The sequence below is a fragment of the Streptomyces javensis genome (genome assembly GCF_039525925.1).
GTDB lineage: Bacteria > Actinomycetota > Actinomycetes > Streptomycetales > Streptomycetaceae > Streptomyces > Streptomyces asiaticus.
Map to the genome: position 1 here is coordinate 1 of NZ_BAAAIF010000027.1, position 12,395 is coordinate 12,395.

Below are 12,395 nucleotides of genomic sequence, written 5' to 3' on the forward strand. Positions count from 1 at the left end.
ACGTGCACACACCCCGCAAAACGAAGCCAGCGAAACGGCAAACGAACAAAACGTCCAACCCACGGCCCCGCCGCACAGGTTAAAGATCAAGCTAGGGGCTCCCAGGATCCCATGGGGTGATCCGCCCGGTTTGACGGCTCGTCCGGATACCTGATTCGGTGCCCGTACACCTCGAAGGTGTGCGGGCACCGCCATGTCCGGACATGAGTCCGCAGTGTAAATTTCACGCCCATGACGTGAACGCGCCCTTGTGCGTGCCCGGTGGTGATGGGAATACTCGGCGGCGCAAATTGGCATGGACGCGCCCCCGGGTGGGGAGAAGCGCTATGCCGTTACGCCCTCCGGGCCCTGGCACCCCACTGCCGACGGGCCCAACCCCCCCACTGGAAGGCAGAGAGTTGAAGCACCGCCGCATACCCAAGCGTCGTGTCGCCATCGCCGGAGCCGGCATAGCGGCCCTGGTCGCCACGGGCATCACCCTTCAGAGCGCCAACGCCGCCCCCGGCGAGCCCCAGCCCGACACCCTCTCGGTCGGCGCCGCCGGAAAGCTCGCCAACACCCTTACCTCCTCGCTCAAGAGCGACACGGCGGGTTCGTACTACGACGCCAAGGCCAAGAAGCTTGTCGTCAATGTGGTCAACAAGGGCGTCGTGGACAAGGTCCGCGAGGCCGGGGCCGAGGCCAAGGTGGTCACCAACACCCTGGCCGAGCTGAGCAAGGCGCGCGAGACGCTGAAGCAGAAGGCCACCATCCCCGGCACCTCGTGGTCGGTGGACCCCAGAAGCAACAAGGTCGTCGTCACCGCGGACAGCTCCGTCAAGGGCACCCGGATGGCCACCCTCAACAAGGTCGCCGACGCGCTCGGCGACAAGGTCGAGGTGAAGCGCTCGGCCGGGAAGTTCTCCACCTTCATCGCCGGTGGCGACGCCATCTGGGGCGACGGTGGGCGCTGCTCGCTCGGGTTCAACGTCGTCAAGGGCGGCCAGCCGTACTTCCTGACCGCCGGTCACTGCACCGAGGCCATCAGCAGCTGGTCGGACTCGCAGGGTGGCGAGGAGATCGGGACCAACGAGGGCAGCGAGTTCCCGGGCAACGACTACGGCCTGGTCAAGTACACCAAGGACACCGACCACCCGAGCGCGGTCGACCTCTACAACGGCAGCTCCCAGGAGATCACCAAGGCCGGTGACGCCACCGTCGGCCAGAAGGTGACGCGCAGCGGCTCCACCACCCAGGTGCACGACGGCGAGGTCACCGGCCTCAACGCGACCGTCAACTACCAGGAGGGGTCGGTCGAGGGGCTGATCCAGACCAACGTCTGCGCCGAGCCCGGCGACAGCGGCGGCGCGCTCTTCGCGGGCGACACGGCGCTGGGTCTGACCTCCGGCGGCAGCGGTGACTGCTCCTCGGGCGGCGAGACCTTCTTCCAGCCGGTGCCGGAGGCGCTCCAGGCGTTCGGCGCCGAGATCGGCTGATCCAGTCGGTCCGGTCGATCCAGTCGGTCCGGTCGATCCAGTCGGTCCGGTCGATCCGGTCGGTCCGGTCGATCTGGCTGATCCCCGGTCGATCCGGCCGCGAGCGGAAGCAGGCCCCCGGACACCCGTGGACGGTGTCCGGGGGCCTTCCCCTTTCCCGGTCAGCTCATCAGAACTCGAAGACCAGCGTCGGGGCCGCGCTCTTGAAGCAGTTGTTCGCGAAGGTGTGCTCGTACGACACCCGGCGGCCGTCCCAGATCCCCTCGGCGGTGACCGTGATGGGGTGCCATTCCTTGGTGCACACCCGGCCGGACTCCGCCCCGGTCCGCAGCTGACCGAACATGCCGCCCACGGAGCGGAGTTCGGCGCAGGCCTGAGTGGGGGCCGGGTGGGTACCGGTGGGGGTGGGGCGACAGCTCAGAGTCACCGCCCGCTGGACCTCGGTGGTGGCCGCGTCGGCCCCCCAGCCGACGGTCAGGACCAGCGCGGACGGCGGATACAGGCTCTGCGGCTTGGCGGGCGCGGCGTGCGCCGCGCCGCTCGTGCCGATCCCCAGCACGGCGCTCACGGCCAGTGCGGCTCCCAGCCCGATCGCCCCAGTAGTCTTCCGCATTTCGAACACTCCCTTGCTCGTCGTTGCAGATACCGGACGGAGTTCTACGCGGTGCGCGTCAGGAACGCACGTCGATCGAGCACTTCCGGTCGCTACAAGTAGTCGTTCGGTGGCTTATTGTCGCGTGCGGTGGATGTCCGGGTGCGGAACGCCGCGTGGCGACCGGGTGCGCGGAGCCGCGCGCATTGCGCCCTTCGAGGGACCCCGTCCGCCGTCTCGCGCTCCCGCGGATGGCGTGCTCAGCGAGGTGCCGAGATGCTCAAATCGATTCAAGGTTGCTCAGGTGAGCAAGATCGAGTGATGTTTGTGATGCCTCTGGGATGAGGGCTGTCGCATGTCGCGCCAGGGCGAGAACCTGCCAGGGCAAGCCGACCGGCGGAGTGGGGTCGGAGCCCGGAATCCGCAGCTCCCTCGGGGCCGTCCCAGGGGGTGTCCGGCGGACCGCGCGGCGGAGCCGCGTGTCGATGCCTGGGAACGGCCCACCGCAGGCGTCAAGGCCCGTCGGGCCCCCTAGCCGCCCTGGCCCAGCTCTCCGCTCAGGGGGCCCGTCCGGCTCCCCCAGCCGTAGCCGCGCTCCGCGCGCAACCGCACCACCAGCCGCCGCTCGGCCACCATCGCCGCGCGGAACTCCTCCCAGTCCGGATGCTCGCCCTGGATCGCGCGGTAGACCTCCACCAGCTCATCGGCGGTGGCGTCATGGGGGTCGGCGGCGACCGGCGTCAGCTCGGCGTCGCCCTCGGCCACCAGATAGGAGTAGTGGTCCCCGCTGGTGACGTAGAAGCTCGCGCGCGGATCGCGGCGCAGATTGCGGGTCTTGGCGCGGTCGTCGGTGACGGAGATCCGGATGAGGCGCGTCGCGGGGTCATAGGTGAAGGCGACATTGGACAGCTGCGGCCGTCCGTCCCGCTTGAGGGTGACGAGCGCGCCGGTGCGCTGCTCCCGTAGCAGATCGAGCAGGGATCCCTCCGTCATGGTGATCAGCATACGCATGGGCCGGTGGCCCGCCTACCGATTCGTCCCACCCGCTTCCGCGTGCCGCGTTCACAAGGCGACACGCGGGGTTAAAGGGTGTTTTGGGTGCCTATGGTGGAGAGAGGAGTGAGAGGGAAGTGCCACCCAAACCGACTCGTACGCGTGTTCGAGAATGGGGTTATGGTGGGGCGTGGGACATGTGGGATCGGTCAGGGGGTGTGAGCAGCGGGAGGTGCGGATGCCAGGCTTTACGCATCTGCACACCGCGTCCGGGTTCTCCATGCGGTACGGCGCCGCGCATCCGGAGCGGCTGGCGCAGCGTGCCGCCGAGCGCGGCATGGACGCGATCGCGCTGACCGACCGCGACAGCCTCGCCGGAGCGGTGCGGTTCGCCCGGGCGTGTGAGCGCGCGGGGGTGCGGCCGCTGTTCGGAGTGGACCTCGCCGTACGGGAGGAGGCCCCGGAGCCGGGGCGCACCGCCCGGCGCCGTACGCCGGTGCGCGGCGGGGCGTTCATCGACGAGTCCGCGCCCCGGGTGGTCTTCCTCGCCCGGGACGGCGCGCCCGGCTGGGCCGCGCTGTGCGGACTGGTCTCCGCCGCCCACGCGGGGCTCGCCCACCCCGGAACCGCCCGGACGAACGGCGAAGGACCGCCCCTGCTGCACTGGCGCGATCTGGTGAGCGACCCCGGCGCGCTCGCCCCGCTGACCGCGCTGCTCGGCCCGGACTCCGACGTCGGCCGGGCCCTGGCCGCCGGACGCCCCGACCGGGCCGCCCGGCTGATCGCCCCCTGGCGCGAACTCTTCGGCGACGCGCTGCGGCTGGAGGCCGTGTGGCACGGCCGCACCGGCACCGGCCCGGGCTCGCTGCGGCTCGCCGCCCGCACCGTCGGCTTCGCCGCCGAGCAGGGCGTCCCGGCCGTGCTGAGCAACGCCGTCCGCTACGCCGACCCGGGGGAGGGGCCGGTCGCCGACGTCCTGGACGCGGCCCGCCGGCTCGTCCCCATCGACCCGCGCACCCCCGGGGCGCTCGACAGCGGCGAGCGCTGGCTCAAGGGCCCCCGGGACATGGCGAAGGCGGCCGAGCGGATCGTGGAGGCGGCCGGGATGCGGCGGGACGCCGCGCACCGGCTGCTGGAGGAGACCCACCGCACCGCCGCCGGGTGTCTGGTCGACCCCGAGGACCACATCGGCCTGGGCAGCGTCCACTTCCCCGAACCCCGGCTGGTCGGGGCCGGGCGGCGGAGCGCCGAGCGGGTGCTGCGGTCGCGCTGCGCCGCCGCCATGGTGCTGCGGGGGTACGACCGCGACCGGGCGCGCTGGGAGCGGCTGGAGGACGAGCTGCGCACCATCGAACGGCTCGGCTTCGCCTCGTACTTCCTCACCGTCGCGCAGGTCGTCGACGACACCCGGGAGCTGGGCATCCGGGTGGCCGCCCGGGGCTCCGGCGCCGGATCGTTCGTCAACCACCTGCTGGGCATCGCCCATGCCGACCCCGTGGCCAACGGTCTGCTGATGGAGCGCTTCCTGTCGGTGCGGCGCGCCGCGCTGCCCGATATCGACATCGATGTGGAGTCGGCGCGCCGGCTCGACGTCTATCGCGCGATCTTCGAGCGGTTCGGGGCGGAGCGGGTCGCGACCGTCTCGATGCCCGAGACCTACCGGGTGCGCCACGCCGTACGGGACGTGGGCGCGGCGCTCGGCATGGACCCGGCCGAGGTGGACCGGCTCGCCAAGTCCTTCCCGCACATCCGCGCCCGCGATGCCCGTGCGGCGCTCGCGGAACTGCCCGAGCTGCGGGAGCTACGGGAGGCGACCGCCGAGCAGGAACGTTTCGGCAGGTTCTGGGAGCTGGTCGAGGCGCTCGACGGGCTGCCCCGTGGCATCGCCATGCACCCCTGTGGGGTGCTGCTCTCGGACGCCGGGCTGCTGGCCCGTACGCCCATCGTGCCGACCAGCGGCGAGGGCTTCCCCATGTCGCAGTTCGACAAGGACGACGTGGAGGAGCTCGGACTGCTCAAGCTGGATGTCCTCGGGGTGCGGATGCAGTCCGCGATGGCGCACGCGGTGGCGGAGATCCGGCGGGCCACCGGGCGTGTCGTGGACATCGACGACCCCGAGCAGGTGCGGCCCGGCGATTCGGCCACCTACGACCTGATCCGCTCCACCGAGACCCTCGGCTGCTTCCAGATCGAATCGCCCGGCCAGCGCGATCTCCTCGGCCGGCTCCAGCCCACCTCCTTCCACGATCTCGTGGTCGACATATCGCTCTTCCGGCCCGGTCCGGTCGCCGCCGACATGGTCCGGCCCTTCATCGACGCCCGGCACGGCCGCAAGCCCCCGCGCTATCCGCATCCGGATCTGGAGGACGCGCTGCGCGAGACATACGGGGTCGTGGTCTTCCATGAGCAGATCATCAAGATCGTGTCGATCATGACCGGATGTGAGCGGGACCTCGCCGACGAGGCCCGGCGCGCCCTGTCCGACCCCGAGCGGCAGGGGCGGGTGCGGGCCTGGTTCCACGCGGAGGCGGAGAAGCGGGGCTATGCGCCGGAGGTGCTGACGCGCACCTGGGAGATCGTCGAGGCGTTCGGCTCGTACGGCTTCTGCAAGGCGCATGCCGTCGCCTTCGCGGTCCCGACGTATCAGTCCGCCTGGCTCAAGGCGCACTATCCGGCCGCCTTCTACGCCGGGCTGCTCACCCATGACCCCGGGATGTACCCGAAGCGGCTGCTGCTGGCGGACGCGCGGCGGCGCGGGGTGCCGATCCTGCCGCTGGACGTGAACCGGTCGGGGGCCGCCTATCGAATCGAACTGACGTCTGGTGAATCTCGTGACAGCCGTGATGAACGCGACGGCCGTCATAAAGCGGACGCCGGTATCCGGCTGGCGCTGAGCGACGTCCATGGCATCAGCGAGGCCGAGACCGAGCGGATCGCGGCCGGACAGCCGTACTCCTCGCTCCAGGACCTGTGGCTGCGCGCCCACCCCGGGCGGCCGGTCGCCGAACGGCTGGCCCAGGTCGGCGCGTTGGACGCGTTCGGCACGAGCCGCCGCGACCTGCTGCTCCAGATCGCCGAACTCCACCGGCAGCAGCGGGGCGCCGCCCGGCACAACGCGGAGGGCCAGCTTCCGCTGGCCGAAACCGGTCCCGCCGCCCCCGCCGGGCTCCCCGACCTCGACGCGGACGAGCGCCTCGGCGCCGAGCTCGGCATCCTCGGCATGGACGTCTCCCGCCATCTGATGGGCGACCACCGGGACTTCCTGGCGGAGCTGGGCGCGATCCCCGCGAAGCGGCTGCGCGACGCGCCGCACGGGGAGGTCGTGCTCGTCGCCGGCGCCAAGGCCGCCACCCAGACCCCGCCGATCCGCTCCGGGCGCCGGGTCATCTTCACCACGCTCGACGATGGTACGGGGCTGGTCGACTGCGCCTTCTTCGACGACAGCCACGCGGCGTGCGCGCACACCGTCTTCCACTCCTGGCTGCTGCTCGTCCGCGGCGTGGTCCAGCGGCGCGGCCCGCGCAGCCTCAGCATCGTCGGCTCGGCCGTGTGGAACCTCGCCGAACTGGCCCGGCTCAGGAAGGAGGGCGGCCTCGCGGCGGTCGCCGCCGAACTGGCGGGAACGGGCCCGGAGGCGGCCGAAGCGGACTCCGGCCGCCGCATCGAGATGCCCACCGGCTACGCCATGCACCCCTGGGCCGACCTCCGGCCCGCGGGCGACCAGGCCGCCACCGGCCGCAAACTGTGGCACTCCAGCCCGGGGAGCGCGGGATGACCGCCGACCGGCCCCCCTTCCCGACCCGCCTGATGGGCACGGCCCTGCCGGGCGGCGGCCGGACCGTGGGCCCGGAGCGGGCGGGCGAGGTGCCGCATGTGCTGTACGTGCGGTTCCACCCCGCGCCCGGGGAGGACGTCTACCAGGGGCTGCTCACCCTGCTCGGCGAGGTGACGCCGGTCGTCGAGGCGCTGCCGCCCGACGCCGCGCTCGCGGATGTGCGGGGCGCGCTGCGGTACTTCGGGCGGGACGCGGCGGGGCTGGCCGAGATCGTACGGGTCCGTGCGCTGGCCCGGTACGGCGTGGACTGCACCGTCGGCGTCGCCGCCAACCCCCTGCTCGCGCGCATGGCGGCCCACGAGGCCCAGGAGGCCCGGGGCGCTCAGGAGCCCGGCGCCGTCCGTACCGTTCCCGGCGATCCGGACGCCGTCGCCGCGTTCCTGGCCCGTAAGCCGGCCATCGCCCTGCCCGGGGTGGGGCCCGCGACCGCGCGCACCCTGAGCACGTACGGGCTGGACAGCGCCGCGCGGATCGCCGCCGCGCCGCTCTCCACCCTCCAGCGGATCCTCGGCGCGGCGACCGCGCTGCCCGTCCACGCCTGGGCGCGCGGTATCGACCCGGCGCCGGTCACCCCGAACGCACCCGCCCGTGCGATGGGCGCCGAACACCGCTTCCGCCACGACGAGTTGGATCCCGTACGCCGTCGCCGCGCGCTGCTCACCCTCGCCGACGGGCTCGGCGTCCGGCTGCGGACGAGCGGGCAGGTGGCGGCCGCGATCAGCCTCACCGTCCGCTACGCCGACCGCTCCACGACCACCCGCACCCGCACCCTGACCGAGCCGACCGCCCACACCCCGGCGCTGACCGCCGCCGCGTACGCGCTGCATGACGCACTCGGGCTCCAGCGGGCCCGGGTGCGGTCCGTGGCGCTGCGCGTCGAGGGGCTGGCGGACGCCGGACTCGCCTCCCACCAGCTGACGTTCGACCCCGTGGACGAGAAGTCACGCCGGCTGGAGGCCGCCGCCGACCGGGCCCGCGCCCGCTTCGGGGTCTCCGCGGTCCGGCCCGCCGGGTTCCTCGACGTCGCGTAGGCCGCGGCTCTCGGTCGCGTAAGCCGCAAGTCCCACCAGTCCCACTGGTTTTCCGCACTCCCACTGGTTTTCCCCGCTTCGGGTAACCCGGCGCATTCCTGGACGTCACGTGAAAATCGTGTGAACGTTCCTTCACTGACGGATGGCTGGATGGCTTTGCTACTCGCGCGTAATTTCGAGTGAGCGCACCACTCTTGTGATCCGGATCGCAGGGCGCAGCGCAAGCGCACCGTCAGCGCAACTCTCTCCCCCACCAGCGAGGAGTTCATGTGATGCTGCCCTGGAGGCGTATCCGGCGAATCCGGAAGACCCAGACCCGCACCTTACTGCCCGCCCTGGCCCTCGCGGTCGCGGCGACCGCGGCCACCCCCACCGCCGCGCTCGCCACGGACACCGCGTCGGAGGCGGTGAGCAGCGGCTGGAACGACTACTCCTGCAAGCCGTCGGCCCAACACCCGCGCCCCGTCGTCCTGGTGCACGGCACCTTCGGCAACTCCGTCGACAACTGGCTGGGCTTCGCCCCCTACCTGGTCCAGCGCGGTTACTGCGTCTTCTCCCTCGACTACGGCCAACTGCCCCTCGTGCCGCTGTTCCACGGTCTGGGGCCGATCGACCAGTCGGCCAAGCAGCTGTCCTCCTATGTGGACCGGGTGCTCGCCGCCACCGGCGCCGCCAAGGTCGACATGGTCGGACATTCGCAGGGCGGGATGATGCCCCGCTACTACCTCAAGTTCCTCGGTGGCGCGCCGAAGGTGAACGCCCTGGTCGGCATCGCCCCCACCAACCACGGAACCACCCTGTCCGGGCTGACGAAGCTGCTGGACTACTTCCCCGGGGTCGGCGACATCATCGCCAAGGGTGCCCCGGGGCTGATGGACCAGGTGGTCGGCTCGGACTTCCTGCGGCGCCTCAACGAGGGCGGTGACACCGTCCCCGGAGTGCGCTACACCGTCATCTCGACCAAGTACGACGAGGTCGCCACGCCCTACCGGGCACAGTTCCTCTCCGGTCCGAACGTCAAGAACGTGGTGATCCAGGACCTGTGCGCGACCGACATCTCCGAGCACGTGACCATCGGGCTGACCGACGGTCTGGCCTTCCACGAGGCCGTCAACGCCCTCGATCCGGAACACGCCACGCCGACGACGTGTGCGTCGGACGACTGACGCTTGACAGCGGGCGGACACCTCCTCCGTCAGGGCGCGCCCTGCCTCGGTCCTCACGAGCAGGGCGCGTCGCCCGTCGGGCTGGTCCGCCTCCCGCCGCACCAGCCCGGCCTCGACCGCCCCGGCGCCGACGGCCACGCCGCCGTGGCGGAGCGGGTCGGCGCCACCCGGCGGCGGCTGATGGACGGGCTGACGGGCGAGCTCGACTTACTCGGCGATGAGCTCGACCTCGATGTTGCCCCGCGTCGCCTTGGAGTACGGGCACACCTGGTGCGCCTGCTCGACCAGCTTGCGGCCGGTCTCGTTCTCCAGCTCGCCCGGCAGCTCGACGCGCAGGGTCACCTTGAGCCCGAAGCCGTCGTCCGCCGCGTCCTTGCCGATGCCGACCTCGGCGGTGACGGAGATGTCCTTGGTGTCGACCTTGGCCTGGCGGCCGACGAGGCCGAGCGCGGAGGCGAAGCAGGCGGCGTAGCCCGCGGCGAACAGCTGCTCGGGGTTGGTGCCCTTGCCGTTGCCGCCGAGGGCGGGCGGCATGGCCAGCGGCAGGTCGAGCTGTCCGTCGGAGCTCACGGCCCGGCCGTCGCGTCCGTTCGCCGTGGCCACCGCGGTGTAGAGCGCGTCCATGAAGACCATCCCTTTCGTGTTCCGGCAGTCGGAGGGAGGTGGGGGCTCGGGGTGCCCCGCCTCCGGCAGAAGTAGAGCACACAATTAAGTTGTGCACAACTAAAGGGTACGCTGGTGGCATGTCACACCAGCCCGACCGCACCACCGACAGCACCGCCGACCCCACCACCACCCCTGCGCCGCGGCCCTCCGACGAACTGCTCCGGCTCGACCGGCAGCTCTGCTTCACCCTGCACGCCGCCTCCCGCGCCTTCGACGGCCTCTACCGCCGGGTGCTGCGCGACACGGGGCTGACCTATCCGCAGTACCTGGCCATGCTGGTGCTCTGGGAGTACGGGGAGATGCCGGTCAAGCGGCTGGGGGAGCACCTGCGGCTGGACTCCGGCACCCTCTCGCCGCTGCTCAAGCGGATGCAGTCGGCCGGACTCGTCCAGCGCGAGCGCAGCGCGCACGACGAGCGCTCGGTGACGGTCCGGCCCACGGCGGAGGGGGCGGCGCTGAAGGAGCGGGCCCAGGGCGTCCCCCTGGCGGCGATGGAGGCAAGCGGCCTCGACCTGAAGGAGGCGGTGGAGCTCCAGGCGCGGGTCCGGCGGCTGACGGCGGCCCTGGACGCGGCGCTGGCCGACGAAGGGTGATCAGGAACGCTTCAGGAGCGCTCCGCGAGGTGGCGGTCAACGAGCCGCTCGAACGCGCGCGCCGCCGCTGAGGGGGTGCGTTCCGCCGGGGTGGCGAGGGAGATGGGCCAGTCCAGGTCGGCGTCGGCGATATCGAGAGTGGTGAGATCGTCGTCGGGGCCGACGGCACCGCGGGGCAGCAGCGCCAGGCCGAGGCGGTTGCGGACGAAGTCCACACCGGCGGCGATGTCGGTGATCTCGATGGTCACGTGCCGCCGGAGTCCGGCGGCGGTGAAGGCGCGATCGGTCACGGCCCGGTTCCCGTAACCGGACGGGAAGTCGATGAAGGGCTCGTCGGCCAGGTCCGAGATCGCCGCCGTGCCACGACCGGCCAGGGGGTGCTCCCGTGGCACCACGAGGTCGAGCCGTGTCGAGGTCAGGTGGCGCAGCCGCGCGGCGGCCGGGCCCTGCCCGGGGATCGAGACGAAGGCGAGGTCGAGCCGGCCTTCGGCCAGTGCCGTGATGAGCTCCGGCGATCCGCCGCAGGACGCCGCCGTCGCCAGGCGCACGGACACCTCGGGGTGATCGCGATGGAAGCGGCCCAGCAGGGCGGGAAGGTCGATCAGCCCGAGTGAGCTCATGGTTCCGATGCGCAGGGTGCCGCGCAGTCCGCCCTGGACGGCATGGACGACATCGCGGGCGTCCCGGACGGCGTCGAGCGCCACTCGGGCCTTGGGGAGGAGTTCGAGCCCGGCATCGGTGAGGCTGACCCGCCGGGTCGTGCGCACCAGCAGCGGGGCGGCCAGCTCCTTCTCCAGGGCGGCGATCGTGGCAGACACGGTGGACTGCACGAGGTGCAACCGGGCCGCGGCGCGGGTGAAGCTGCGTTCCTCCGCGACGGCGACGAAGCATTCCAGCTGACGTAGTTCCACTCTCCTATTCATAGCAGTCACCGATGGATGTCATCGCCAATCTTCGTTGGACTCGATGGCGAGGCCGCCGCAGGCTGGTGGCGGCCCCGTTCGCGGGCCGCATCCCAGTCATCGCGAGGAGCGGAACACATGACCCTCTTGATCACCGGAGCCCGTGGCGGCATAGGCGCCGGCCTGCTCCACCGGCTGCGCGAATCCGGGCACCGGGTCCGGGCGGCCAGCCGCGCCCCGGAAAGGCTCGAGCTGCCCGCCGGTGTATCCGCCGTCCCCCTCGATCTCGCGGACCCGACGATGTTCGCCCCCGCGCTGGCCGGAGTCACCGATGTCTTCCTCTACGCCGAACCGGCCGGAATCGAAGCGCTGCTGTCCGCCGCCATCCCGGCCGGGGTGCGGCGGGTCGTACTGCTCTCATCGGACTCGGCGGCCCGCCCCGACGCGGAGCGCGACGCGCTGGCCCGCCACCACCTGCGGGTGGAACGGGCGCTACGGGCCACACCGCTGACGGCGACCGTGCTGCGCCCGGGCGGGTTCGCCACGATGGCGCGGCACTGGGCCGAGTCCGTCCGCGCCGGCCGACCGGTCGAGCAGGCGTATCCGGACGCCCGGCTCGATGTCATCCATCCCGATGACATCGTCGACGTCGCAGAACTGGCGCTCACCGGCGACCAACTGGACGGTGAGACCATCAGCCTCGGCGGCCCGGAGGTGCTCAGCTTCCGCGATCAGGCCCGGATTCTGGGACAGCTGCTCAACCGTCCGATCGAGCTGCGCGAACCCACCCGGGACAGGGCGGCGGCGCACTTGAGCGCCCATGTGCCCGCGCCGTTGGTCGAGTCCGTCCTGGACTACTGGGCCGCGCTGCCCACCGAGCACCACGAGGCGGCACGCTCCACCGAGCGGCTGACCGGCCGCCCCGGTCGTCCGTTCCGCCGCTGGGTCGCCGACAACCTGGACCTCTTCCGGTGAGAGGTCGGTGAGGGGCCGGTGGGAGGCCGGTGGGAGGCCGGTGCGAGGCCGGTGCGAGGCCGGTGGAAAGGTGAACTGCCCCAAATTTGGATCGTTCGATCCGTAATTCATTGACGTTCGCGCGGCGCCGGGAGTACGAATTACGGCATGAACGATCCACAATTCGT

Annotated in this window: 10 protein-coding genes; 6 read left to right on the plus strand and 4 right to left on the minus strand. The window is 71.8% G+C overall.

Translation table 11 applies throughout. The annotated features are described in order from the left end of the window. Positions 1 to 398 precede the first annotated feature (398 nt). Complete coding sequence (locus tag ABD329_RS23575) at positions 399 to 1,475, plus strand: S1 family peptidase (protein ID WP_198282292.1); 1,077 nt, start codon at positions 399 to 401, stop codon at positions 1,473 to 1,475. 169 nt (positions 1,476 to 1,644) lie between these two features. Here ABD329_RS23575 and ABD329_RS23580 read toward each other — a convergent pair whose 3' ends face one another. Both ABD329_RS23580 and ABD329_RS23585 read right to left on the minus strand, forming a co-directional pair. Next, complete coding sequence (locus tag ABD329_RS23580; RefSeq protein WP_344316851.1) at positions 1,645 to 2,088, minus strand: subtilase-type protease inhibitor; 444 nt, start codon at positions 2,086 to 2,088, stop codon at positions 1,645 to 1,647. A 510-nt stretch (positions 2,089 to 2,598) separates the two neighbouring features. Then, a complete protein-coding gene (locus ABD329_RS23585) occupies positions 2,599 to 3,060 on the minus strand; it encodes a PPOX class F420-dependent oxidoreductase (RefSeq protein WP_246618660.1) in 462 nt (153 codons plus the stop codon). A gap of 238 nt (positions 3,061 to 3,298) precedes the next feature. Between ABD329_RS23585 and ABD329_RS23590 the strand changes: the two genes are divergently transcribed. From ABD329_RS23590 to ABD329_RS23600, 3 genes are all read left to right on the plus strand, one after another. Further along, on the plus strand, positions 3,299 to 6,835 hold the full coding sequence (locus tag ABD329_RS23590; protein ID WP_198278684.1) for a DNA polymerase III subunit alpha: 3,537 nt from the start codon (positions 3,299 to 3,301) through the stop codon (positions 6,833 to 6,835). Next, complete coding sequence (locus ABD329_RS23595; RefSeq protein WP_344316852.1) at positions 6,832 to 7,926, plus strand: DNA polymerase Y family protein; 1,095 nt, start codon at positions 6,832 to 6,834, stop codon at positions 7,924 to 7,926. The genes ABD329_RS23590 and ABD329_RS23595 overlap by 4 nt, the downstream gene beginning before the upstream one ends. A gap of 272 nt (positions 7,927 to 8,198) precedes the next feature. Next, positions 8,199 to 9,092, plus strand: coding sequence for an esterase/lipase family protein (locus ABD329_RS23600; RefSeq protein WP_198278685.1), 894 nt, complete (start codon positions 8,199 to 8,201; stop codon positions 9,090 to 9,092). A gap of 207 nt (positions 9,093 to 9,299) precedes the next feature. On the opposite strand, the gene ABD329_RS23605 is transcribed toward ABD329_RS23600, so the two are convergent. Continuing rightward, positions 9,300 to 9,716: an organic hydroperoxide resistance protein gene (locus ABD329_RS23605; RefSeq protein WP_078559105.1), complete on the minus strand. Its 417-nt coding sequence runs from the start codon at positions 9,714 to 9,716 to the stop codon at positions 9,300 to 9,302. A gap of 119 nt (positions 9,717 to 9,835) precedes the next feature. Here ABD329_RS23605 and ABD329_RS23610 point away from each other — a divergent pair, with 119 nt between their 5' ends. Continuing rightward, complete coding sequence (locus ABD329_RS23610) at positions 9,836 to 10,351, plus strand: MarR family winged helix-turn-helix transcriptional regulator (RefSeq protein ID WP_198278686.1); 516 nt, start codon at positions 9,836 to 9,838, stop codon at positions 10,349 to 10,351. Positions 10,352 to 10,362: 11 nt separating this feature from the next. Here the strand turns inward: ABD329_RS23610 and ABD329_RS23615 are convergent, their stop codons facing one another. After that, complete coding sequence (locus ABD329_RS23615; RefSeq protein WP_198278687.1) at positions 10,363 to 11,262, minus strand: LysR family transcriptional regulator; 900 nt, start codon at positions 11,260 to 11,262, stop codon at positions 10,363 to 10,365. A 129-nt stretch (positions 11,263 to 11,391) separates the two neighbouring features. On the opposite strand from ABD329_RS23615, the gene ABD329_RS23620 reads away from it, so the two are divergent. Next, positions 11,392 to 12,228, plus strand: a complete 837-nt coding sequence (locus tag ABD329_RS23620; RefSeq protein WP_198278688.1) for an SDR family oxidoreductase — start codon at positions 11,392 to 11,394, stop codon at positions 12,226 to 12,228. The last annotated feature ends 167 nt before the right edge of the window (positions 12,229 to 12,395 follow it).

Bases quoted from the DNA above. Each gene is read 5' to 3' on its own strand.
- ABD329_RS23580 (WP_344316851.1), bottom strand. From the start codon at position 2,088: ATGCGGAAGACTACTGGGGCGATCGGGCTGGGAGCCGCACTGGCCGTG.
- ABD329_RS23585 (WP_246618660.1), bottom strand. From the start codon at position 3,060: ATGACGGAGGGATCCCTGCTCGATCTGCTACGGGAGCAGCGCACCGGC.
- ABD329_RS23590 (WP_198278684.1), top strand. From the start codon at position 3,299: ATGCCAGGCTTTACGCATCTGCACACCGCGTCCGGGTTCTCCATGCGG.
- ABD329_RS23595 (WP_344316852.1), top strand. From the start codon at position 6,832: ATGACCGCCGACCGGCCCCCCTTCCCGACCCGCCTGATGGGCACGGCC.
- ABD329_RS23600 (WP_198278685.1), top strand. From the start codon at position 8,199: ATGCTGCCCTGGAGGCGTATCCGGCGAATCCGGAAGACCCAGACCCGC.
- ABD329_RS23605 (WP_078559105.1), bottom strand. From the start codon at position 9,716: ATGGACGCGCTCTACACCGCGGTGGCCACGGCGAACGGACGCGACGGC.
- ABD329_RS23610 (WP_198278686.1), top strand. From the start codon at position 9,836: ATGTCACACCAGCCCGACCGCACCACCGACAGCACCGCCGACCCCACC.
- ABD329_RS23620 (WP_198278688.1), top strand. From the start codon at position 11,392: ATGACCCTCTTGATCACCGGAGCCCGTGGCGGCATAGGCGCCGGCCTG.